Consider the following 22,584-nt stretch of genomic DNA (forward strand, 5'->3'; position numbering starts at 1 on the left):
CAGGCCGGTCACCATCGCCTCCAGGGTGGCCCGGAGGGCCATCGCCGAAGGCGACGCGTAGCGCCCTTGACTCACCTCGCTCCAGCCCGACACTGGCCAAAGAAGCGGGCGGCCCCACGGTCACCTTTCAGTCGGCCTCGCGGCAACACCCTGGAACCCGCACTCGAACCACACCGTCTTTCCAGCGCCCGCCGCTGAGACACCCCACTTGTCGACCACGGCATCGAGCAGGGCCAGACCCCTCCCACCTTCCGCTTCCTGATCCACGCCCGGTTCCATGCGGGGCAGTCCAGCGAAACCGTCGGTCACTTCAGCCCGTACAGCCGCCGTCTGCCGTGCCACGACCAGCGTGCAGCGCCGGTCGGGTACATGCCGTACGACATTGGTGACCAGCTCGCTCACACCCAGCTCCACTGCGAAGGTCAGTTCCGGCAACTGCCACTCGTCCAGCAGCGAGCGGACGATACGGCGGATGTGCCGTACCGAGTGCTCCCCAGCGGTGAGCTGCATGCGGTACTGGGGAGTGCGGGGAAAGTTGAGGTTCACAGGACGAGGCTGACGTCGCATCACTACGCTGGGCTACGGACTGAACACAACGTGTCCTAGAGGGGACTTGCCGTGGTGAACATCAACACCCTCGACCCCGGTGCCTCGCCGCTCGACTACTACGGCTTCGAGTTGCGCCGCCTTCGAGAAGAGGCCGGCCTGACACAGCGACAGCTCGGGGAAATCGTCAATTACACCGGGTCGCTCATCGGCCAAGTGGAGACGGCGCGTAAGTTGCCCACGCTGGAGTTCAGCGAGCGTGTGGATGCGGCGCTCGGGACGGGCGGGTTACTGACCCGGCTCGTCCCGCTGGTGATGCGAAGTCAACTTCCGGCCTGGTTCCAGCAGGTGGCCGAGCTGGAGTCGCGGGCGGTGGAGATCTGCACGTTTCAGACGCACGTGATCCACGGCCTGCTTCAGTCCCCGTCCTATGTACGCGCCGTGCTTGGAGTGCTCAACCAGGACAAGCTCGGGGACCGTGCGGCTGCTCGACTCGCCCGCCAGCGCATCTTCAAGAAGGGGGACCCGCCGGTCTTCTGGATGGTCCTCAGTGAGGCAGCGCTGAAGCAGGAGATCGGCGGCCAGGAGGTCATGCGCGAGCAACTGTCCCACCTCTTGACGTTCGAGGACGACCCCTGGATCAACGTACAGATCCTGCCGTACTCGGCCGGTGAACACGCGGGACTCCAAGGCTCGTTCAACGTCTACCGCTTCGCCAGTGACCCGGCCATCGTCTACACGGAGGGCTACAGCAGCGGGCACCCGAGCGCGAACCCGGACACCGTCAAGGACTGCTCGCTCCGTTACGATCATCTTCGAGCCGCCGCGCTCTCGATCAAGGACTCGGCGGAGCTGATCCGACGGGTGATGGAGGACCGCTATGGAGAGCAAGTGGCGCAAGTCGAGCTACAGCGGTGACCAGGGCGGCGATTGCGTCGAATGCGCTCCCCTCGGCCCACTCGCCTGGCGAAAGTCCTCATACAGCGGTGATCAAGGCGGCCAATGCGTAGAGATCGCCGAATCCCCCTGCGCCACCCTAGCCATCCGCGACTCCAAAAAGCCGGCGGGGCCGATCCTCACCGTCGCCCCCGCCGCCTTCTCCACCTTCATCACCTGGACGGCTGCGGCTACAGCCGCTGAATGATCGTCCCGGTGGCCAGTCCGCCGCCCGCGCACATCGTGACGAGTGCGAACTCCTTGTCCGCGCGCTCCAGTTCGTGCAGGGCGGTGGTGATCAGGCGGGCGCCCGTCGCGCCGACCGGGTGGCCCAGGGCAATCGCACCGCCGTTGACGTTGACCTTGTCCAGGTTCTGCTCGAAGACCTGGGCCCAGCTCAACACCACGGATGCGAACGCCTCGTTGATCTCCACGAGGTCGATGTCCTTCAGGGACATGCCCGCCTTGCCCAGTACCGCGCGCGTGGCGTCGATGGGGCCGTCCAGGTGGAAGTGGGGGTCGGCGCCCACCAGGGCCTGGGCGACGATGCGTGCCCGGGGCTTCAGTTTCAGGGCGCGTGCCATCCGCTTCGACGCCCACATGATCGCCGCCGCGCCGTCGGAGATCTGGGAGGAGTTGCCGGCCGTGTGCACCGCTGTCGGCATCACCGGCTTGAGGCCCGCCAGCGCGTCCAGGGAGGTGTCCCGTAGGCCCTCGTCCTTGTCGACCAGGCGCCACATGCCCTGACCGGCGTACTGCTCCTCCTCGGTGGTGGGGACCTGGACGGCGAACGTCTCCCGCTTGAAACGTTCCTCCGCCCAGGCGAGGGCCGCCCGCTCCTGCGACAGCAACCCCAGCGCGTCCACGTTCTCGCGGGTCAGGCCCCGGTGGCGCGCGATCCGTTCGGCCGCCTCGAACTGGTTGGGGAGGTCGACGTTCCACTCGTCGGGGAACGGTTTCCCGGGGCCGTGCTTCGAGCCCGACCCCAGCGGGACCCGGCTCATCGCCTCGACGCCGCAGCTGATGCCGACGTCGATCACGCCGGCCGCGACCATGTTGGCCACCATGTGCGAGGCCTGCTGGGAGGAGCCGCACTGGCAGTCGACGGTCGTGGCGGCCGTCTCGTAGGGGAGGCCCATGGTCAGCCAGGCCGTGCGCGCGGGGTTCATGGACTGCTCGCCGGCGTGTGTCACCGTGCCGCCGACGATCTGCTCGACCGCGTCGGCGGGGATGCCGGTGCGGCCGAGGAGTTCACGGTAGGTCTCGCCCAGGAGGTAGGCGGGGTGGAGGTTGGCGAGCGCGCCGCCGCGCTTGCCGATGGGGGTGCGGACGGCTTCGACGATCACGGGTTCGGCGGCCATGGGTGCGGGTCCTCTCCGAGAGGGCTCTCCTCCAGAACTAGTACGCGTTCTAGTTCTGCTCAGCAGTCTGCTGACGTGACGTCCATCACCGCAAGGGTCTTGCAGGTGCCGGAGGAGCGATCTGCACGACTTCCGCACGGATTGGCGGCGCCGTACCTCTTGCCACTTGTAGAACCCGTTACTACCTTCACGGCACCCGCTGATGGACCGTCAGATGGCTGGAGACGCCGATGCCCTGTCCAGCGCTGCCCGACGGGTTCGACCTCACCGACCCCGACCTGCTGCACCACCGTGTGCCCCTCCCGGAGTTCGCCGAGCTGCGCCGTACCGAGCCGGTCCGCTGGATCCCGCAGCCGCACGGCGTCGCCGGCTTCGCCGACACCGGGTACTGGGCCGTGACCAGGCACGCCGACGTCCGGTATGTCTCCACGCACCCGGAGCTCTTCTCCTCCTCCCTGAACACAGCGATCATCCGCTTCAACGAGCACATCGAACGCGAGGCGATCGACGCGCAGCGGCTGATCCTGCTCAACATGGATCCTCCGGAACATACGCGGGTGCGCCAGATAGTGCAGCGTGGGTTCACGCCACGCTCCATCCGTGCGCTGGAGGAGCGGCTGCGGGAACGGGCCACGGCGATCGTCGCCGCAGCTCGCGCCCGTTCCGGGGCCTTCGACTTCGTCACCGAGGTCGCCTGCGAGCTGCCGTTGCAGGCCATCGCCGAGCTGATCGGCGTGCCGCAGGAGGACCGGTCCAAGATCTTCGACTGGTCCAACAAGATGATCGCCTACGACGACCCCGAGTACGCGATCACGGAGGAGGTGGGCGCGCAGTCGGCCGCCGAGATCATCGCGTACGCCATGAACATGGCCGCCGAGCGCAAGCAGTGTCCGGCCCGGGACATCGTGACGACCCTGGTCGCGGCGGAGGACGAGGGCAATCTGAACTCCGACGAGTTCGGCTTCTTCGTGCTGATGCTGGCGGTGGCCGGCAACGAGACCACGCGCAACGCCATCACCCACGGCATGCACGCGTTCCTCACCCATCCCGGCCAGTGGGACCTCTTCCGCCGCGAGCGTCCCTCGACCACGGCCGAGGAGATCGTCCGCTGGGCGACCCCGGTGAACGCCTTCCAGCGCACGGCGACGCAGGACACGGAGCTGGGCGGCGTACAGATCAGGCAGGGTGACCGGGTGGGCCTGTTCTACGCGTCCGCCAACCACGACCCCGAGGTCTTCACCGACCCCGACGCCTTCGACATCACCCGCGACCCGAACCCCCACCTGGGCTTCGGAGGCGGCGGCCCCCACTACTGCCTCGGCAAGTCCCTGGCCGTCCTGGAGATCGACCTGATCTTCAACGCCGTCGCCGACGCGATGCCGGACCTGCGCCTGTCGGACGACCCCCGCCGTCTGCGCTCGGCGTGGATCAACGGGGTGAAGGAACTCCGGGTGACGGCCGGCTGAGTCACTCCCTCCCGGAGGCCAGCACCGCCAGCACCCCGGACGCCAGTGCCGCGATCAGCAGGGGGATGCCCAGGCCGTGGCGGAGGACCAGCCACGCGCCGAGGCAGGCGCCGCCCGCCATCGCCAGGGCCGAGGCCGTGCGGCGCCCGGCGTGCCGGCCCGTGCCGTCGCCGAGGCGGGAGTCGGAGGCCAGGGCGGTCAGGGTCATCGTGAGGACCGTGGTGGTGAGGTCGGGCACGCCCAGTTTGCGGACCGTCGCGTTGCGCAGGCCCATCGCGAAGGCCGTCAGGGCGATCAGGGCGTACCGGGTGTCGCTGGTGTCCGGCCAGACGAAGGCCACCACCGCCGACACCCCGAGCAGCACCGCCTCCGCCGTCAGGGTCAGCCGGGCCCACCCGCGGCGGGACCCCGCGCGGTGGCGGGCCGCCAGCCGGCCGCCGGCCACCGCGCCCAGCAGGAAGCAGACCAGGGACGTCGCCGTGTGGGGCACGGAGAAGCCGGGGGCGCCGGCCGCGGCGAATCCGAGGACCACCACGTTGCCGGTCATGTTGGCCGTGAAGACCCGGCCCAGGCCCAGATAGGCGACGGCGTCGATCAGGCCGCTGACCACGGTCAGCATCAGCAGCACGGCCACCAGCCGCAGCCCGCGCGTCTCCGGGTCCGCTACCGGTGGCGTCGGCGTCGTCATCGTTCCTCCGAAGGGCCGGAGGTGGAAAGAAGTCCACCTGCCGCGCGAAAGAAGTCCACCCGGGTCCGGGGGACTCTCGGATGTCCCGGCGCAGCCTGCGTCCGTAGCTTTCGGGTCATGACACAGGACACGCGTAAGACGGTGGCAAAGCAGCCCGGTCGGCCCATCCGCACGGGCCCGGCCGTCACCCTGGGCGCGCTGGCGCTCGTCGGTGTCGCCGGGGTGGTGCCGGGGAGCCCGCTCGACGACGGGGAGCAGCGGCACGGCGACCGCGGGGAGGTCGTGTCCGTCGTACCGGTCGCCGCGCACAGCCGGGCCGAGGTCGCCGGGGCGCTGCGCGCGCGGCACATCGGCACCGCCCCGCTGCGCTACGGCGTCCTCGCCTACCGGGTGACGTACCGCACGGTGGACCCGCACGGGCGGCCCACCACCGCCACCGGCCTGCTCACCGTCCCGTCCGGCGGCGGGCACCGGCTGCGGCTGGTCTCCGACACGCACGGCACCATGGCGAACCGGTCCTACGCGCCCTCCGTGGCGGAGGACGCGCGCACGCAGTCGTACCTGTTCGCGGCCACCGGCCGTGCGGTGGCCGCGCCCGACTACCTGGGGCTGGGCGAGGGCCCCGGACGGCACCCCTATATGGACACCCGCTCGGCGGTGACCGCCTCCGTGGACATGCTGCACGCGGCCCGCACGGCGGCCGGCCTGATCGGCCGCTCACTCACCCGGGACCTGTATGTGACCGGTTTCTCCCAGGGCGGGCAGGTGGCGATGGCCCTGGCCCGGGCCGTGCAGAACGGGGACGCGCCCGGATTCCGGCTGAAGGCCGTCGCACCGGTGGCCGGCCCCTACGACCTCCAGGGCACCGAGGAGCCGGCCCTGACCGACGGCCGGGTCAACGACGTGAGCGGCGTCTTCTACCTCTCCTACTTCCTCGTCGCCCAGAACCGCCTGCACCCGATCTACAAGGACCCCGCCGAGGTGTTCCGGCAGCCGTACGCCGGGCGGGTCGAGCGGCTCTTCGACGGGCGGCACAAGGACGAGGACATCGTGCGGCAGCTCGCGCCGGACGTCCGGCGGCTGCTCACCGACCGTTTCTACCGGCAGCTGCGCGAGCCGGCCGGCGGACTGCTGGAGGCCCTGCGCGCCAACGGGCACGCGTGCGACTGGAAGCCGGAGGTGCCGGTACGGCTGTACGCGGGCCGGAACGACACCGACGTGCCGATCGGCAACGCCCGGACATGCGCGCGCACCCTCGCCGGGGGTGGGGCGAGGGTGCGGGTGCTGGAGGTGGGGCCCGTCGACCACTTCGGGTCGGACCGGGCCGCGCTGGCCGGGATCGCGCGCTGGTTCAGCGGGGACGCGGCCTAGTGGCGGACGGATCCGTCAGTGGGGGCGGCTCAGTACCAGCCGTTGGCCTGCCAGAAGTTCCAGGCCTTGACCGGGCTGCCGTAGCGGGAGTTCATGTAGTCCAGGCCCCACTTGATCTGGGTGGCCGGGTTGGTCTTCCAGTCGGAGCCGGCGGCGGCCATCTTCGAACCCGGCAGGGCCTGGACCAGGCCGTAGGCGCCGGAGGAGCTGTTGGTGGCGGCGGGGTTCCAGCCGCTCTCGTGCTCGACGATCTTGCTGAAGGCGGTGAACTGCGCGGCGTCCGGGATCATCTTGTGCGCGATCGACTGAGCGGAGGAGGCCGACGTGGTGGCGGCCTGGGCGGGCGCCGCGGTCAGAGCCAGGCCGGCGGTGGCGGCGGCCACGGCGGCGGTGGTGAGGGCCTTCTTCGGGGAAGCGATGCGGCGGATGAAGGAGACGGACACGGAGAACCTCTTGCGTCGGGGACAGGGGATCGCCCGCATGGATGGACCACACGCTGTGGCCGTATGCGTCGGCGCCGCGGCCCGGGTGGGCTCGTGGCGCCTGGCGACGTCCTCAAGACAAGCAGGCCCGGAACCCGTCCGCAATGACCCCCTTTACTAGTTGTGGCCGGATCGAGGTGGAATATCGCCTTTGTGGCGTGGGTCTCAATGCGCAGGTCAGAAGGGGTGCACGGCAGGGCGAAACGGACAAATGGAACTACGGTCGTGGATCGTAGGTGACGTGCGTCATGTGGGGTGCTTCACCGTCTCGCTCACACCGCGCAAGCGGCACCTCACCGTGCGGGACCGTCGAATGTGACCGCGGTCTCGAAAGCGGCCCGCCGGGTGGCCCGGCGCAGCGCCCGCAGCACCGCCGGGCCGAGGGCGAGGGTGAGGACGACCGTGCAGACGGCCCGCCCCAGGTCCCAGCCGAGCGAGGTGGCCAGGCAGTACGCGGCGAAATGGGCCAGGTTCACGGCGATCGGGGCATGGCCGTCGAAGGAGATGTTCGAGGCCGCCGCGTCCAGGAAGGGCCAGCCGGCCAGATTCATGACGGTGCCGTAGGCGAAGGCGGCGAGGAAGCCGTAGCCGGCGAGCATGCCGAGTTCGGCACGACCGCGGAGCCGGACGGGCCCCGGCAGCAGCCCGGCGCCCATGGTGAACCAGCCCATCGACAGCATCTGGAACGGCAGCCACGGCCCGACCCCGCCCGTGAGCAGCGCGGACGCGAACATCGTCACCGAGCCCAGCGCGAACCCGAACCCGGGGCCGAGGACCCTGCCGCTGAGCACCATCAGGAAGAACATCGGCTCGATCCCCGCCGTGCCCGCGCCGATCGGCCGCAGCGCGGCGCCCGTCGCGGCCAGCACGCCCAGCATGGCCACGGCCTTCGGCCCGAGATCCGACTCGGAGATCGTCGCGGCCACGACCGCCACGAGCAGCAGGAGCAGGCCCCCGAAGAGCCACGGCGCGTCCTGGGCGTGGGCGGTCAGCTGCGAGTCGGGAGGGGCGAGGAACGGCCAGCCGAAGGCGGCCACGCCGACGGCGCCGGCCAGGACCAGGGCGGCGAGGGAGCGGGGGCCGAGGCGGATGGCGTGGGTACGGGGTGCGCGGTTCACGCCAGCGCCTCCCGCACCTCGGACACCGTCAGCCACTGTTGCGGGGCCAGGATCTTCGTCACCTGCGGCGCGTAGGAGGGGGACGACACCACGGTCTCGGCCATCGGGCCGTCGGCGATCACCTCGCCCTCGGCGAGCAGCACCACCCGGTGGGCCAGCTCGGCGGCCAGCTCCACGTCATGCGTGGCCAGCACGATCGCGTGCCCCTCGGCCGCCAGGCCGCGCAGTACGGCGACCAGGCGGGCCTTGGCCGCGTAGTCCAGGCCGCGGGTCGGCTCGTCCAGCAGGAGCAGGGGAGGGCGGGCGGTCAGCACCACGGCCAGCGCGAGCGCCAGCCGCTGGCCCTCCGACAGGTCCCGGGGGTGCGTGGCGTCCGCGACGCCCGGCAGCAGCTCGGACACCAGGGCCCGGCAGGTGCCGGCGGCGGCGCCCGCGTCCCGGTCGGCCGCCGCGCACTCGGCGGCGACCGTGTCCGCGTACAGCAGGTCGCGGGGGTCCTGCGGGACCAGGCCGACCTGGCGTACGAGGTCCTGCGGCGGGGTGAGGTGGGGGACCAGTCCGCCGACCCGGACGGATCCGGCCGACGGCGCCACCAGGCCGACGAGGGAACCGAGGAGGGTGGACTTGCCGGCGCCGTTGCGGCCCATGAGGGCGATCGTCTCGCCGGGGGTGACGGTCAGGTCGACCCGGCGGAGGGCGTGGACGCGGTCTCGGCGGAGGGAGAGGGAGCGGGTCTCGGCGATGTGCGGTGATGCGGGTGCCGGGGCGGGGACGGGGGAGCGGCGCCGGAAGAGGGAGCGGCGCGCGGAACCGGTGCGGGCCGGGGGTGGGGTCGCCTGCCCGCGCTCGCCCGGTGCTTCCCCCACGCTCGACTGCGCTCGCGCGGGGGGACCCCCATCGCCCGCCCGTGCCGCCCCAGAAGCACGACTGCCCGCAGCTGCGGCGGGACGGTCGGCCAGGCGGTCACGTAGGTCGGCGGCGCGGCGGCGGGCGTCCCGTACCGTCAGGGGGAGGGGGCTCCAGCCGGCCAGGCGGCCGAGGGCGACCACCGGGGGGTAGACCGGGGAGACGGACATCACCTCGGCCGGGGGGCCCACGATCGGCGGCTCGCCCGGGGCGGGGAGCAGGGCCACCCGGTCGGCGTACTGGATCACGCGCTCCAGGCGGTGCTCCGCCATCAGGATCGTCGTCCCCAGGTCGTGCACCAGGCGCTGCAGCACGGCCAGGACCTCCTCCGCGGCGGCCGGGTCCAGGGCCGATGTCGGCTCGTCCAGGACCAGCACCCGCGGGTGCGGGGTGAGGACCGAGCCGATGGCGACCCGCTGCCGCTGCCCGCCGGAGAGCGTGGCGATCGGGCGGTCGCGCAGGTCGGCCAGGCCCAGCAGGTCCAGGGTCTCCTCCACCCGGCGCCGCATGACCGCCGGGGCGAGCCCCAGCGACTCCATGCCGTAGGCGAGTTCGTCCTCCACGGTGTCCGTGACGAAGTGGGCGAGCGGATCCTGGCCCACCGTGCCGACCACGTCGGCGAGGTCACGCGGCTGATGGGTACGGGTGTCACGGCCGGCCACCGTCACGCGTCCGCGCAGGGTGCCGCCGGTGAAGTGCGGGACCAGTCCGCTGACCGCGCCCAGCACGGTGGACTTGCCGACACCGGACGGACCGGCGAGCAGCACCAGTTCTCCCTCGGGCACCTCGAAGTCCACGCCGGAGACGGTGGGTTCGGCGGCACCGTCGTACGTCACGCGGACGTCCTCGAAGCGGATCACGACGACGGCTCCCTGGGTACGGCGAAGGCGGGCAGGAGGGCGAGGAGGACGGCCGCGGCCGGCCACAGCGGGAGCGTGGGGGCGACGAGGGGCACGACCCCGGGGTGCAGGGCGTTCGGATCGCGGACCGAGGCGAGCGTGAGCAGCGCGGCGACGGCGGCGCCGGAGCCGGCGACCAGCCAGGCCCGGGCGTCCCACGGGTCCGGGCGGTACCGGGTGCGCAGGGAACGCCGGCCGCCCAGCCGCAGCCCGGCGAGCGCGGCGACGACTCCGGCGCCCAGGAGGGGGAGCCCGTACGTGCCGCCCGCGGCGGTCAGCAGCCCGTACGTTCCCGCGCACACGCCGAGCAGGCCGCCGAGGGTGAGGGCGGCGGTCGTACGGCGGACGGGGGCGGGGACCTCGGCGGTACGGCCGTAGCCGCGGGCCTCCATCGCGGCGGCGAGGGAGACCGAGCGTTCCAGAGCGCCCTCCAGGACCGGGAGTCCGACCTGGAGCAGGCCCCGGACGCCCCGGTCGGGGCGGCCGCGCAGGCGGCGGGCGGCGCGCAGGCGCTGGACGTCGGCGATCAGATGGGGGGCGAAGGTGAGGGCGACGACCACGGCCACACCGGTCTCGTACAGCGCGCCGGGCAGGGACTTGAGCAGGCGGGTGGGGCTCGCCAGGGCGTTCGCGGCGCCGACGCAGATGAGGAGGGTGGCGAGCTTCAGGCCGTCGTAGGCGGCGAAGAGGACCGCCTCGGCGGTGACCTCGCCGCCCAGCCGGATGCCCTGCGCCCAGTGCGGGAGCGGGACTTCGGGAAGGGTGAGGAGGGTGTGCGTGCCCGGGATGGGGGAGCCGAGCGCCACCGCGAAGAGGACGCGGATGAGGAGGACGGCGAGGGCGAGTCTGACGAACGCGGTGTAGGAGCGGGCCCAGGGGGCGGGGGAGCGGTGCGTCGCCACGACATAGCCGGAGGCGGCTATGAGGAGGGCGAGGAGGAGCGGGTTGGTGGTGCGGGTGGCGGCCGTCCCGAGCCCGAGCGCCCAGAGCCACCAGGCACCGGGATGCACCGTGGCGCCATGAAGCCGACGGGACGGCAACTCCCCGGAGGCGCGGGGAGTTGCGCGACCGGCCACGGCGCATCCGCACGCGCAGGACGGCCCGCACTCACCCCGACTCATCGCGCCGCCGACGTGCCTGCCACACCGCCGCGCCCGCCAGCAGGGCGACCACTCCCGCACCGATCGGCAGCCCCAGGGAGGGGCCGCCATCGGTACCGCTGTCCGAACCGCTGTCCGTGCCGCTCCTCCCCTCGGCCGAGACCTGCTCCCCGCACCCCTTCACCGGATACCCGGCGATGGCGCACAGCAGGGCGTTGGTGTCGTACCGGAGCGGCTTGGCCACCGCGGCCAGCGCCTCCGCGGCGGTGGCGTCGGACGACACCTGCGCGCACGCGGTACGGCCCGCCGGCGGCTTCTCGCCGGACGGCGCGTCCGTACGGGTGCCGAAGTCGAGGACCAGCGCCACCCGCTTCATGCCGGACTTCGCGGGCGTACCCGCGCAGATCGCGGCGAAGTCCGCCGTACCCCGCGGCCGGCTCGCGTCCGCCGAGTCCGCGCTCACCGCGAACCGGAAGCCCTGGACCGCGCCGTCGTCGGGACGGACGGTCGACGGACCCTGGGTGGCGTACGTCCAGTAGTGGCCCGTGCGCTCCCAGAAGGACCAGTAGCGGTACCCGGTGGCACCGGCCTGCCCGGCGGAGCCGAGCAGCAGCAGCGCGGCGACCAGCACCGGCAGGGCACGGCGGACGGCGGTCACAGCTGGCGCTTCTTCCGGCCGCTGAGCAGGAAGCCGATGCCGATGCCGGCGACGAGCCCGACGCCGACGATCCACCAGACGCCGGTCCGGGAGTCCTCCTCCTTCTCCTTCGGCGCCGGCTTGTGCGTAGCGGCATCCATCTGCGGGGCGGGGCCCTGCGCGTTGAGGGCACGGACCAGGCTGGTGCCGCCGAAGTCGCCCGGCTGCTCCCCGATCGCGTGCGCGGCGAGGATGAGCTGGGCGTACGCGGCCGGGCCGCTCTGCTTCGCCCACGGGCCGGCGTTCTTCTCCAGCCAGGCGTACGCCTTCTTCGCCGGCTCGGTGCGGCCGTCCGCGGCGAGCGCGACGACGGCGTCGGCGGTGTTGCCGAAGTCGGGCTGGGCCTTGGCGCCGGGCAGCGTGGACTGCAGGTGGCCGGAGTGCGCCACGGCCGCCGCCAGGTAGGCGCCGGCGTTGTCGGCGACCTGGGTGCGGGTGGGGTGGCCGGCCTTGGCGCAGGCGTCGTTCGCCGGGGCCTTGCCGGACTCCGCCACGAACCCCTTGCCGAGCGCGCCCAGCACACCGGCCGCCGTCGCGTCCGCGTTGGCGAGCAGCTTGCCCTTCTTGTCCGGCTGGTAGGCGAGGGCGCCGCCGCCGTCCTGGGCGCAGGGCAGGGCGAGGGCGGACAGCGCGTCGTAGGGGGACTTGCCGGACGTGCGGACGTCGGCCGGGTCGGCGCCGGCCGCGGCCAGCGCGCCGATGACGACGGAGGTGGAGTTGGCGTCGCTGGCGCCGCCCGGGTAGTAGCTCCAGCCGCCGTCCTTGTTCTGCACGGACTTCAGCCAGTCCACGGCCTTGCCGACGGCACCGCCGCGTCCGCCGGTCGCGGCCAGCGCCTGGGCCGCGGCGGCCGTGCTGTTGGTGTCGGTCTTGAGCCGGTCGTCGCAGGCCTTGGCGGGGGTGGTGCGGAAGGCGGCGAAGGCGCCGTTCGCGCACTGCTGGCCGGTCAGCCAGTCCACGGCCTCGGCGGCCGGCCGGTAGCCGAGCGTCCGCTGGGCGAGCAGGGTCAGCGACTGCCGCCACACGCCGTCGTACGTCGGGTCCCCCTTGCCGTACAGCCCGGACGGGACCGTCACCTTCGGGGACGGGGACGCGTCGGCGGCCGTGGCGGGCGCGGCGGCGGCCAGCACGCCTACGGCGGCGAGAGCCGCGGCACTGCGGCGTACGTTCATGGTCGGCGACTGCCTCTCCTGCGGGGAGCCGGGCAGCGCACGGGTGACACCCCGGGCGGCTCGGCTCCGTAGACCTCGACGGTGCCGTGCGGGGCGGGCTGCCTGCGCACGTGAGCCGGTCAACGTCCCGTGCGGGGCAGTCCGGCTCACCGCTGTCCGGCGGCTCACGGTTGCGGGTCAGCGCCGGAATTGCACCGGCTTTACCCCGTACGGGTGTGATGACGACCCCGTCACTTTACCGGCCGCCCCGCGCGGGCCGGGGGGTGGCTGTGGGCACACGGGCGTGGTGACTAGGGTCACCGGCATGACGGGGACGGGGAGACTGCTCGGCTCGGGCCGCTCGGCCGACGTGTACGAGATCGACGACGCGTGGGTGCTGCGCCGGGACCGGGACGGCTGGGGGGACGCGGCGGCCGAGGCGGACGTGATGGCGTACGTGGGGCGGCACGGGTATCCGGTGCCCCGGGTACGGCCCTCCGGCTCGCGCACCGATCTGGTCCTGGAGCGGCTGTCCGGCCCGACGCTGCTGGGCGCCCTCGCGGCCGGCCGGACCGGGACGGCGGAGGCCGGCGCGCTGCTGGCCCGGCTGCTGCGCGAACTGCACGCCGTACCGGGGCGGAACGCGGCCCGTCCCGAGGCGCGCGTCCTGCATCTGGACCTTCATCGGGACAATGTGATGCTGACCGCGGACGGGCCGCGGGTCATCGACTGGTCCAACACGGAGGACGGGCACCCGGGCCTGGACTGGGGCATGTCGGCGGTGATCCTCGCTCAGGTCGCCGTCGGCGGCGAGGCGTTCGCCGGACCGGCCCGGGAGCTGCTCACCGCCCTGCTCGCCGACCCTTCCGGGGTGACGGAGGCGGGGCTGGCCGAGGCCCTGCGGCGCCGGTCCGCCAACCCGACCATGAGCCGGCGGGAGGTCGCCCTGCTGCCGGCGGCCGAGAAGCTGGTCCGGGGGCTGGTCTTCTCCTAGTTCCGGGCCGCTGGTCTTCCCCTAGCTCCGGGCCGCTGTTGGTCCTAGGCCGCGTACAGGTCCGCCGTCGGGGCCACTGTCGCGGTGAGGTGGCGGGCCATGCGGCGCAGGGTCTCCTCGCACTGGGCGGCGTCCTCGCCCGTCGCCACCCAGTGGGCGAGGCGGTCGGTGTCGTCCGCGTGCGGGGCCGCCGTCACCGGGTCGCCGGCCTGCCGGGTGAGGACCATGCGCTCGGCGGACGGCTCGTGTTCGACGGCGGGGTCCAGGTGCAGCTGGGTCAGGCGGCCGGTCACGGCGGGGTAGGCGAACTGGACGGCGGCGGCCCGCTGCCGGGTGGGGGTCAGCTCCGGGTGCCCGCCGGTGGCCAGGGCGACGGCGACCAGGGCGAGGTCGACACCGGTGGCCCGCTCCACCAGCAGCGGGATCAGGTCGCCGGGCAGATGCGGGGCCACGCCCAGCACGCGGGGGCCGCGGGCGGTCAGCCGCAGCGTGACCTGAGCGACCGTGTGGGTGAGGCCGAGGGCGCGGACCGTCCGCTCGACGCACTGGCGCAGGAACCGGTTGTGCAGCAGCCCGTCGTGGGCGTGGACGCCGTGCCGCAGCGGGCGGCGGGCGGGCGGCGGACCCGGCGTCGTACGGGTCAGCGCGACGATGCGGACCTCGTCGTCCAGGACGACGGTCTCGGCGGACACCAGCGGCCCCTCCCCGTCCTCGGGGTTCTGGGGCTCGGCCGTCGGCACGCTGTGCCGTCGCAGCAGCGCCGGTAACGCGACGGGGTCGGCGCAGGCCGCGGCCGTCTCGTCCGGCAGGCCCGGTAACCCCAGCCGGCCCGCGATCCGCGCGGCGGTGACCAGGTGCTCCCCGGACCAGGTCAGCACGCCCCCGACCGGACGCCCTGCCGCGTACCGCAGCACGGCGTCCGCCGTCTGGGTCTCCCGGGCCGGGTCCGCCGCGAGATGACCGGACAGGTACGGACACGCCCAGGCCGGCGGGTCCGGGTCGACCAGGACCACCGGGCCGACCGCGGCGATCCGCGCCAGCGGGAACTCGCCGCAGGTCTCCCGGCGGCCGGCCCCGAGCAGGACGACGGGCTGCGCCATGGATCCCTGGACCTTCCTCGGGGTGAAGGAGGACGAGAAACACCCCGGGTGCCGCTCCCCCATCGGCGGCACCCGGGGCGGGTCGGAATCTTGCTCTCCGTGTAGTGATCCTCACCCACGGCGCCATCAACTGTCAACGATAGCTGCGCAATTAGGCAGGGAGCCTTGTCACGTCTGGTCGCCGAACGGGCGAACCGGTAGCCTCGCCGTCAGCCCAGCCGCCGAACGGACGACACGCCCAGGGGGGATCTCGGTGAGTGACGCCTACGCCTCGCTGGCCGATGTCCTGGACCGGCTCGGCGAGCTGACCGGCCGGCCCGGCCGCCTGCCGGAGGCCCTCGACGTGGCCGGACTCTCCTACCGCACCGGCATCCCCGTCGGTGACGTCGTCGAACTGCTCTCCGGCGGCCGGGCCACCGAGACCGGCCTGGCCCAACGGGTCCGCCAGCGACTGGACTTCATCCGCGAGACCCGGCGCCGCGCGGACGGCAAGCGGTACTCGCTGGACGAGCTCGCAAGGATCGCCGGCACCAGCCGGCAGTGGCTGAGCGTGTGGCGCAAGAGCGGCATGCCGAGCCTGGAGCACGCCGACCGGCTGCGCCGGTTCTTCGGCCTGCCCGCGGGCTTCTTCACCGCCGACGAACCGGAGGCGCTGCACGAGGCTCTGCAGCCGGTGCTGCAGAGCCTGGAGGCCGAGGCGGACCCGCTGCTGCGGCTGCGCGAGAGCGGGCTGATACGACTGGCCGCCCGGGCTCCGCAGATGAACGCCCGGCAGCTCGCCACCCTGGCCGACCTGGCCGAGATGATCATCGCCTCGGAGCGGGCGGGGGACACCGGGCGTGCCTGAACAGTCCGCCGACCTGACGGATCCGCGGTTGGCGGCGCCCGCGAAGCCGCCGAGGCCCTCTCGGTCGCCGAAGCGCTTCCTCGACCGGCTCGTGCGCGACACCGTGCGGACCCTCACCCCGCCGACCACCCCGGAGACGTTCCTGCACGCTCTGTGCGCCACGCTCAGCCCGCGGCTGGACCGCCCGGTCCGGCTGAAGTTCGTCGTCTTCCCGCCGGGCCTGGACGTCTCCGGGGTCACCCTCGCGCGGGACGACGAGTACATCGTCGTGGTCGAGGACCGGGCCCCGGACCCGCACAAGTTCGTCATCGCCGGCCACGAGATCGGCCACATCCACTACGGCACCCTGGACGTGCACTACCCGGGCGGGCTGCCCGCCGCCGCCCGCCGGCTGCTGTGCCGCGCCGACGACGACGTCCCCTGGGACCAGGTGGTCGCCATGGCCACCCGCTCGCCCGCCGGGGCGGCCGCCGCGGCCGAGTGGGAGGCCGAGGAGTGCGGGCTGCGGCTCGCGGCGAAGTTCTCCAAGGTCGTCGGGCCCGGTGCGGCCGGCCGGATGACCCAGGACACCCTCACCGACCGGCTGTCGTCCTCGCTGGGCAACATCGGCGGGCCCTGATGCGCTGGGACATCGCCGGCTCCCTCGCCGCCTACGCCGTCCCGGCCGTCCTGCTGGCCGTCGCCTTCGTGATCAAACTGCCGCTGCTGCGGCGCGCCTGGCAGGACCCGATCCTGCGGGCCACCGCCCTGCTGCTCGGCATCGGCGCGATCACCTTCGCCTCGCTGCCACCGGCCAACCTGCACCGCATCAACACCCTCGTCGGCATCCCCAACTTCGCGGGCCTGTGGGTGTACTCCCTGCTGACCGTCTACTGCGGCGCCTGCCTGTGGCTCATCATCACCTGGCGTGAGCCGCCGTCCGCGGTGCGCCGCCGGCGCACCCGCCTGGTCTGGGTGGCGTACTCCGTCATCATCGTCGGCCTGTGGACGACGTTCCTGCTCGGCGACCACCACCTGGAGCGCACCCGCGACCTCGACACGTACTACGCCGACACGCCCTGGATGCGCGAGTTCGTGCTGCTCTACCTCGTCGCGCACCTGGTGTCCGCGCTGGTCGCGGCCGGCATGCTGTGGGCCTGGTTCCGCGAGGTCGAGGACAAGTGGCTGCGCCGGGCGGTGATCTTCCTCCAGGAGGCGTACGCCCTCGGGCTCCTCTTCGACATCGCCAAGCTCGCCGCGGTCGGCGCCCGCTGGAGCGGCCGGAACTGGGACAGGCTGTCCACGTACGTCGCCCCGCCGTTCGCCATCGCCGAGGCGGTGCTGGTGGCCATCGGCTTCCTCGCCGGGCAGGCCGGGCCGTGGGCACAGGAGCGCCGGCGGCTGGTGCGCACCCACCGGCGGCTGAAGCCGCTGTGGCAGACCATGGTGACCGTCACCGCGCCGGCGGCGCCCGCGACCGGCAAGGTCAGCGGTGCCGCCCTCCGGCTGGAACTGCGCCGGGCCGCCATCAACGACGGCCTCCTCAAGCTGGCCCCGTACCTGTGCGCGTCCCGGCGCGACCGGGTACGGCAGGCGGTGACGGCGGCGGGCTACCCGGAGTCCGTCGCCCGGGGCATCGCGGCGGCGGTGGACATCTTCGTCGCGGCCGACGCGCTGCACGCACCCGACGACCGCCCCCGCCCGCTGCCGGCCGGGTACCCCGCCTGCGTCCCCGACAGCGAACTGGAGTCCGTCGCGGACGCGCTGCGCTTCCACGCGGCGGCCATCGAGAGGTTCCGCCGGGAACCGGCCGCCACGGAAGCGGTGGGCGCCAACTGACCCGCGGCACCTGGGGAGTGGGCCCGGCGAAGGCGAGGTGCAGGGTGCGGGAGGTGATCAGCCGGCGGCCGTCCTCGGTGAACAGCTCGCGGGCCCCGTGCGGCAACCGATCTCACACCGCCACGTACGCCACCGGATCGCTCCCCGGCACCGGTTCCGCGCGGCCCAGCTTCACCAGGCGGCGCAGGTGGGACTCGGCCTCCGAGACCGCGATGGTGCGGGAGCCGTAGGGGATGTCGGGCCAGGGGCGGTTCCACTCCATGCGCTCGGCGAGCCGCCAGGGGGTGAGGGGCTCGGCGAGGAGGGAGAGGAGGCCGGACAGGCGGCTCTCGTGGTGGTCGAGCAGCGCCCGTACGCGTGCCGGCGCGTCGGTGAAGGCGTGCTGATGGGCCGGGAGGATCTCGGCGGGGGTGAGCCGCCCGATCCGCTCCAGGGAGTCGAGGTAGTCGCCGAGGGGATCGGTGACGGTCGCGTCGTCCGGGTCCTCGTACAGCCCGATGTGCGGGGTGATCCCGGGCAGCAGATGGTCGCCGCTGAACAGGCGGCCGTGGCCGGGCAGCCGCGCCGGGTGCTCCTCCTCCAGGTGCAGGCAGACATGGCCGGGCGTGTGCCCGGGGGTCCAGATCGCGCGCAGCCGGCGGCCCGGCAGGTCGAGGAGTTCGCCGGGGACGATCTCCCGGTCCGGCAGAGCGGGGGAGAGACCGGGCAGGGTCCGCTCGCGTGGCCTGCGCAACGGCGCCACGTGCTCCTCGGGCGCGCCCGCCGCCGCCAGCTTGGCCGCCATGTACGAGAACCACCGCTCCGGCCGGGTCTCCCGCGCCCGGCGCACGATCGCCGCGTCCGCCGCGTGCAGCGCCACCCAGGCGCCGGAGGCCTCACGCACCCGCGCCGACAGCCCGTGGTGGTCCGGGTGGTGGTGCGTGACGACCACGCCGTACACCTCCGCGACCGACGTACCGCAGGCCGCGAGCCCGGCGACGAGGGTCTCCCAGGACGCGGGATCGTCCCAGCCGGTGTCGACCAGCACCGGCCCCCGGTCGGTGTCCACGACGTACACCAGCGTGTGGCCCAGAGGGTTGTCCGGAATGGGCACCTGGACCGACCGTACGCCCCCGCCGTGATCGAACGTCTCCGCCATCTGATCCACGCCCCCTCCGCCCTGCGGCCATTGCCCACTATAACTAGAACTGGTATCAGTTCTGAGGCAGCGTCAGAAACTGTGCGGTACGGCGGGAGGCAGTCGGTCATGACCGAACTCGTGGAACACGGACAGCTGTTCATCGGCGGGGAGTTGACCGACCCGTTGGGCCGGGACGTCATCGAGGTGATCTCGCCGCACACCGAGGAGGTCATCGGCCGCGTGCCGCACGCCTCCCGGGCGGACGTCGACCGGGCCGTGGCCGTCGCGCGCCGCGCGTTCGACGAAGGGCCCTGGCCGCGCGCGACGCTGGAGGAGCGGATCGAGGTCGTCGGCCGCATCAAGGACGGCATCGCCGCCCGGCACGAGGAGATCGCCCGGGTGATCTCCTCGGAGAACGGCTCCCCGTACTCCTGGAGCGTCCTCGCCCAGGCGCTCGGCGCGATGATGGTGTGGGACGCGGCGATCCGGGTCGCCCGGGAGTTCGTCCACGAGGAACGGCGGGACGGGGTCCTCGGGCCGATCCTGGTCCGGCGCGAACCGGTCGGTGTGGTGGCCGCCGTCGTCCCGTGGAACGTCCCGCAGTTCGTCGCCGCCGCCAAGCTCGCGCCCGCGCTGCTGACCGGCTGCACGGTCGTACTCAAGCCGTCCCCGGAATCCCCGCTGGACGCCTATCTGCTGGGCGAGATCGCCCGCCAGGCCGGGCTCCCCGAGGGCGTGCTGTCCATCCTCCCCGCCGACCGCGAGGTCAGCGAGTACCTGGTCGGACACCCGGGCGTCGACAAGGTCTCCTTCACCGGCTCGGTCGCGGCCGGCAAGCGGGTGATGGAGGTGGCGGCCCGCAATCTCACCCGGGTCACGCTGGAGCTGGGCGGCAAGTCGGCGGCGGTCGTGCTGCCGGACGCGGACGTCCAGACGGCCGTGTCGGGGATCGTCCCAGCGGCCTGGATGAACAACGGCCAGGCCTGCGTCGCCCAGACCCGCATCCTCGTCCCCCGCGCCCGCTACGACGAGTTCGCCGACGCCTTCGCACAGGCGGCGAGCGCCCTCAAGGTCGGCGACCCGCTGGACCCCGCGACCCAGGTCGGCCCCCTGGTCGCCGAGCGGCAGCAGCGCCGCAACCTCGACTACATCCGCATCGGCCAGGAGGAGGGCGCCAAGGTCCTCACCGGCGGCGGCCGTCCGGCGGGCCTGGAGCGTGGCTGGTACGTCGAACCGACCCTCTTCGGCGACGTCGACAACTCCATGCGCATCGCCCGCGAGGAGATCTTCGGCCCGGTCATCTGCCTGCTGCCGTACGGCGACGAGTCCGAGGCCGTGAAGATCGCCAACGACTCCGACTACGGCCTCTCCGGCAGCGTGTGGACGGCGGACGTCGAGCACGGCATCGACATCGCCCGGCGGGTGCGCACCGGCACCTACTCCGTCAACACCTTCAGCCTGGACATGCTCGGCCCGTTCGGCGGCTACAAGGACTCCGGCCTGGGGCGGGAGTTCGGCCCGGAGGGCTACGGCGCGTACCTGGAGCACAAGATGATCCACCTCCCGGCGGGGGCGTAGCCCATGGGCGACCGCTGGCACGTCGAGGTCGACCGGTCGGTGTGCATCGGCTCGGCCCAGTGCCTCCACCACGCCCCGGACGACTTCCGCCTCGACCCCGCCCGCCAGTCCCACCCCGTCGCCCCCGACACCGACGCCGCCGAGCAGATCCTGGAGGCGGCCGAGAGCTGCCCGGTGGAGGCCATCGTGATCACCCTGTTGGGCAGCGGGGAGGCGGTGTTCCCGCCGGAGGAGTAGGCGAAGGTGACCTGCCACGGCCCCCTGTGGCGTGCTTCACACAACCGCCGTGTCACGGGAAGACAGGCCTCGCTCGTCTCAGAGTCGACCAGCCGATCCGACGGGAGGCCGAGATGAAGGTTGTTGTGGTGGGTGCCGGTTACGCGGGGGCGTTCGCGGCGAACCGGGTGGCCAAGCGGGTGAAGGGTGCCGAGGTCACCGTGGTCAACGAGCGGCCCGAGTTCGTGGAGCGGATCCGGTTGCACCAGCAGGTCGCCGGGACCGCCGTGGCGGCCACGCCGCTGACGTCGATGCTGCGGGCCGGGATCGTGTCGCGGACCGGGACCGTGGAGAGGATCGGTGACGGCGCCGTCATCCTGGATGACGGGGAGAGCATCGGTTTCGACCATCTCTTCCTCGCCGTGGGCAGCACGGTGCGGCCGCTGCCGGGCACGGTGCCGGTGGGCACCTGGGAGGGGGCGGTGCGGGCGCGGGCGGCGCTCGCCGCGCTTGCGGCGGGGAGCACCGTCACGGTGGTCGGCGGCGGGGCCACCGGGATCGAGACGGCGACCGAGGTGGCCGGGGCCAGGCCCGACCTGCGGGTGCGGCTCGTCGCGGCGGCGGTCGCCGACTGCCTGTCCGGCAGGGCGCGGCAGCGGGTCCTCGCAGCGCTGGACCGGCTGGGGGTCGACGTCGTCGAGGACGGTGTCGCGGAAGCGGCCGTGGGCGCGGTGCGGCTGCGCTCGGGCCGGGAGGTGCCCTCCGACCTGACGCTGTGGGCGATCGTGGCGGGCGTGCCCGAACTGGCGGCGCGCAGCGGCCTGGAGGTCGACGCGGGGGGCCGGGTCGTCGTGGACGAGTTCCTGCGCAGCGTCAGCGACCCGCGGATCTTCGCCATCGGCGACTGCGCGGCCGTACCCGGCGCCCGTTTCGGCTGCCAGACCGCCGCCCCTCAGGCCGGTGCCGCGGTCGACGCCCTGGCCCGGCTGGCCGAGGGCCGTGCGCCGGAGCCGTACGCGCTGCACTACGTGGCCCGGTGTGTCAGCCTCGGCGGCAAGGACGCGGTGGCCCAGTTCACCCAGCGCGACGACACCCTCCGCGACAGCCACATCAAGGGACGCACCGCCGTGCTGTTCAAGAAGATCGTCTACACCGGCACGAAGTACGGCACCCGCAAGGCGGTCGGCGCCTGACCACGGGGTACGCTCCTGCGGTTCCGAGAAGAGACCGGGTGGGGAGCGGCGTGCACGAGTCCGAGGCCGAGCGGCTGATCGAGGAGGCCTACGCGGCCTGGGACGCCGAGGACTGGCCGGTTGCGGCCGGACTCCTGGAGCGCGTGCTCGCGCACCATCCGGAGGCGCCGAAGAGCCCGGTGTGGTGGTACGACGCCGCCCTCGCCCACAAGTTCCTGCGCAACTGGGCGAAGGCGTACGAGCTGGGCCGCGAGGCCGCCGCCCGCGCCCCGCGCGGCGAGGGCGATCCGGCGTACTGGAACCTGGGCATCGCGGCCACCATCCAGCGCGACTGGGCCACCGCCCGGCGGGCCTGGGAGGGCTTCGGCATCCCGGTGCCGGACGGGGACGGCGAGATCAACGGGCGCTTCGGTGCCGCCTGCGTACGCCTGGACACGGGCGGCGAGCGGGAGGTCGTCTGGATCGACCGGCTCTGCCCCACCCGCGGCCGGGTCATGAACGTACCGGGGAGCGCCGGGCGCCGCTTCGGCGAGATCGTCGTGCACGACGGCGAACCGAGGGGCCGACGGGTCGTCGACGGCCGCGAGTACCCGGTCTTCGACGAGCTCCTCCTCTTCGAGTCCTCCGACCTGCCGACGCTCGCGGTGACGGTGCACGCGGGCGAGGCCGCCGACGTCGACGACCTGGTCGACCTGGTCTCCGGGCACGACTACGGCGCCGAGCCCGCGAGCAGCTTCGAGCTGCTGTGCGCCTGCTGCAGCGAGGGCACGCACGAGCGGGAGCGCCAGGTCCACGCGGGCACCCAGCGGGTCTTCCTGGCGGCCCCGGAGGAGGAGGCCCGCCGGCTGCTGGACGAGTGGGCCGGCCGGGCGCCGGAGGGGCGGGGCTGGGACGGGCTGGCGACGGTCGAGGCCGGCCTCCCCGGCTGAGGGGAGGAAGCGAGGCCGATGGGGCCGACTTGTTCGCAAATGGTGCGAAATGGCGGGTTCCGTCAGGC

The 22,584-nt window shown here is 73.2% G+C and carries 23 protein-coding genes and 1 riboswitch; of the genes, 12 read left to right on the forward strand and 11 right to left on the reverse strand.

Annotation, left to right across the window (positions count from 1 at the left end):
* Window positions 1-120: 120 nt before the first annotated feature.
* Window positions 121-510, reverse strand: a complete 390-nt coding sequence (locus ABZ937_RS37220) for an ATP-binding protein (protein WP_361698942.1) — start codon at window positions 508-510, stop codon at window positions 121-123.
* Window positions 511-618: 108 nt separating this feature from the next.
* On the opposite strand from ABZ937_RS37220, the gene ABZ937_RS37225 reads away from it, so the two are divergent.
* On the forward strand, window positions 619-1,464 hold the full coding sequence (locus tag ABZ937_RS37225; RefSeq protein ID WP_361698799.1) for a helix-turn-helix transcriptional regulator: 846 nt from the start codon (window positions 619-621) through the stop codon (window positions 1,462-1,464).
* Complete coding sequence (locus ABZ937_RS37230; RefSeq protein WP_361698801.1) at window positions 1,427-1,690, forward strand: DUF397 domain-containing protein; 264 nt, start codon at window positions 1,427-1,429, stop codon at window positions 1,688-1,690. Before ABZ937_RS37225 ends, ABZ937_RS37230 begins: the two co-directional genes overlap by 38 nt.
* Here ABZ937_RS37230 and ABZ937_RS37235 read toward each other — a convergent pair.
* Window positions 1,674-2,843: a steroid 3-ketoacyl-CoA thiolase gene (locus ABZ937_RS37235; RefSeq protein ID WP_361698803.1), complete on the reverse strand. Its 1,170-nt coding sequence runs from the start codon at window positions 2,841-2,843 to the stop codon at window positions 1,674-1,676. The genes ABZ937_RS37230 and ABZ937_RS37235 overlap by 17 nt on opposite strands.
* Before the next feature lie 230 nt (window positions 2,844-3,073).
* Between ABZ937_RS37235 and ABZ937_RS37240 the strand changes: the two genes are divergently transcribed.
* Complete coding sequence (locus tag ABZ937_RS37240) at window positions 3,074-4,309, forward strand: cytochrome P450 (RefSeq protein ID WP_361698805.1); 1,236 nt, start codon at window positions 3,074-3,076, stop codon at window positions 4,307-4,309.
* Between the two features lies 1 nt (window position 4,310).
* Here the strand turns inward: ABZ937_RS37240 and ABZ937_RS37245 are convergent, their stop codons facing one another.
* Entirely contained in the window at window positions 4,311-4,997 is a 687-nt protein-coding gene (locus tag ABZ937_RS37245) for a YoaK family protein (protein WP_361698807.1), read from the reverse strand.
* Window positions 4,998-5,114: 117 nt separating this feature from the next.
* On the opposite strand from ABZ937_RS37245, the gene ABZ937_RS37250 reads away from it, so the two are divergent.
* Window positions 5,115-6,368 carry an alpha/beta hydrolase gene (locus ABZ937_RS37250; RefSeq protein ID WP_361698809.1) on the forward strand — a complete coding sequence of 418 codons (1,254 nt, stop codon included), beginning with the start codon at window positions 5,115-5,117 and terminating at the stop codon, window positions 6,366-6,368.
* 29 nt (window positions 6,369-6,397) lie between these two features.
* Here the strand turns inward: ABZ937_RS37250 and ABZ937_RS37255 are convergent, their stop codons facing one another.
* From ABZ937_RS37255 to ABZ937_RS37280, 6 genes are all read right to left on the reverse strand, one after another.
* Entirely contained in the window at window positions 6,398-6,811 is a 414-nt protein-coding gene (locus tag ABZ937_RS37255; RefSeq protein WP_361698811.1) for a transglycosylase SLT domain-containing protein, read from the reverse strand.
* A 332-nt stretch (window positions 6,812-7,143) separates the two neighbouring features.
* Window positions 7,144-7,968: an ECF transporter S component gene (locus ABZ937_RS37260; RefSeq protein ID WP_361698813.1), complete on the reverse strand. Its 825-nt coding sequence runs from the start codon at window positions 7,966-7,968 to the stop codon at window positions 7,144-7,146.
* Entirely contained in the window at window positions 7,965-9,734 is a 1,770-nt protein-coding gene (locus ABZ937_RS37265; RefSeq protein ID WP_361698815.1) for an ATP-binding cassette domain-containing protein, read from the reverse strand. Before ABZ937_RS37265 ends, ABZ937_RS37260 begins: the two co-directional genes overlap by 4 nt.
* A complete protein-coding gene (locus ABZ937_RS37270) occupies window positions 9,731-10,813 on the reverse strand; it encodes an energy-coupling factor transporter transmembrane component T (RefSeq protein WP_361698944.1) in 1,083 nt (360 codons plus the stop codon). Before ABZ937_RS37270 ends, ABZ937_RS37265 begins: the two co-directional genes overlap by 4 nt.
* Before the next feature lie 67 nt (window positions 10,814-10,880).
* Window positions 10,881-11,531 (reverse strand): SCO2322 family protein, encoded by a 651-nt coding sequence (locus ABZ937_RS37275; RefSeq protein ID WP_361698817.1) that lies wholly within the window; start codon window positions 11,529-11,531, stop codon window positions 10,881-10,883.
* Window positions 11,528-12,742, reverse strand: a complete 1,215-nt coding sequence (locus ABZ937_RS37280) for a prenyltransferase/squalene oxidase repeat-containing protein (RefSeq protein ID WP_361698819.1) — start codon at window positions 12,740-12,742, stop codon at window positions 11,528-11,530. The genes ABZ937_RS37275 and ABZ937_RS37280 overlap by 4 nt, the downstream gene beginning before the upstream one ends.
* A gap of 117 nt (window positions 12,743-12,859) precedes the next feature.
* Window positions 12,860-12,987: riboswitch (cobalamin riboswitch) on the reverse strand.
* A gap of 59 nt (window positions 12,988-13,046) precedes the next feature.
* On the opposite strand from ABZ937_RS37280, the gene ABZ937_RS37285 reads away from it, so the two are divergent.
* Window positions 13,047-13,715 (forward strand): phosphotransferase, encoded by a 669-nt coding sequence (locus tag ABZ937_RS37285; protein WP_361698821.1) that lies wholly within the window; start codon window positions 13,047-13,049, stop codon window positions 13,713-13,715.
* A 44-nt stretch (window positions 13,716-13,759) separates the two neighbouring features.
* On the opposite strand, the gene ABZ937_RS37290 is transcribed toward ABZ937_RS37285, so the two are convergent.
* Window positions 13,760-14,815, reverse strand: a complete 1,056-nt coding sequence (locus ABZ937_RS37290) for a hypothetical protein (RefSeq protein WP_361698823.1) — start codon at window positions 14,813-14,815, stop codon at window positions 13,760-13,762.
* A gap of 253 nt (window positions 14,816-15,068) precedes the next feature.
* Here ABZ937_RS37290 and ABZ937_RS37295 point away from each other — a divergent pair, with 253 nt between their 5' ends.
* The 3 genes from ABZ937_RS37295 to ABZ937_RS37305 are packed head-to-tail and all read left to right on the forward strand — an operon-like array spanning window position 15,069 to window position 17,480.
* Entirely contained in the window at window positions 15,069-15,662 is a 594-nt protein-coding gene (locus tag ABZ937_RS37295; protein WP_361698825.1) for an XRE family transcriptional regulator, read from the forward strand.
* Complete coding sequence (locus tag ABZ937_RS37300) at window positions 15,655-16,281, forward strand: hypothetical protein (protein ID WP_361698827.1); 627 nt, start codon at window positions 15,655-15,657, stop codon at window positions 16,279-16,281. Before ABZ937_RS37295 ends, ABZ937_RS37300 begins: the two co-directional genes overlap by 8 nt.
* On the forward strand, window positions 16,281-17,480 hold the full coding sequence (locus ABZ937_RS37305; protein WP_361698829.1) for an MAB_1171c family putative transporter: 1,200 nt from the start codon (window positions 16,281-16,283) through the stop codon (window positions 17,478-17,480). The genes ABZ937_RS37300 and ABZ937_RS37305 overlap by 1 nt, the downstream gene beginning before the upstream one ends.
* A 112-nt stretch (window positions 17,481-17,592) precedes the next feature.
* Here ABZ937_RS37305 and ABZ937_RS37310 read toward each other — a convergent pair whose 3' ends face one another.
* On the reverse strand, window positions 17,593-18,618 hold the full coding sequence (locus tag ABZ937_RS37310) for an MBL fold metallo-hydrolase (protein WP_361698946.1): 1,026 nt from the start codon (window positions 18,616-18,618) through the stop codon (window positions 17,593-17,595).
* A gap of 108 nt (window positions 18,619-18,726) precedes the next feature.
* Here ABZ937_RS37310 and ABZ937_RS37315 point away from each other — a divergent pair, with 108 nt between their 5' ends.
* The 4 genes from ABZ937_RS37315 (at window position 18,727) to ABZ937_RS37330 (ending at window position 22,516) form a co-directional block, all read left to right on the forward strand.
* The gene (locus tag ABZ937_RS37315) at window positions 18,727-20,178 is read left to right on the forward strand and encodes an aldehyde dehydrogenase (RefSeq protein WP_361698831.1); all 1,452 of its coding nucleotides are present in this window, start codon (window positions 18,727-18,729) and stop codon (window positions 20,176-20,178) included.
* 3 nt (window positions 20,179-20,181) lie between these two features.
* Window positions 20,182-20,415 (forward strand): ferredoxin, encoded by a 234-nt coding sequence (locus ABZ937_RS37320; RefSeq protein WP_361698833.1) that lies wholly within the window; start codon window positions 20,182-20,184, stop codon window positions 20,413-20,415.
* A gap of 113 nt (window positions 20,416-20,528) precedes the next feature.
* Window positions 20,529-21,587 (forward strand): FAD-dependent oxidoreductase, encoded by a 1,059-nt coding sequence (locus ABZ937_RS37325; protein ID WP_361698835.1) that lies wholly within the window; start codon window positions 20,529-20,531, stop codon window positions 21,585-21,587.
* A gap of 50 nt (window positions 21,588-21,637) precedes the next feature.
* Window positions 21,638-22,516, forward strand: a complete 879-nt coding sequence (locus ABZ937_RS37330) for a tetratricopeptide repeat protein (protein ID WP_361698837.1) — start codon at window positions 21,638-21,640, stop codon at window positions 22,514-22,516.
* Window positions 22,517-22,584 lie beyond the last annotated feature (68 nt).

Origin of the sequence: Streptomyces sp. NPDC046727, assembly GCF_040645635.1 — a bacterium.
Classification (GTDB): Bacteria; Actinomycetota; Actinomycetes; order Streptomycetales; family Streptomycetaceae; genus Streptomyces.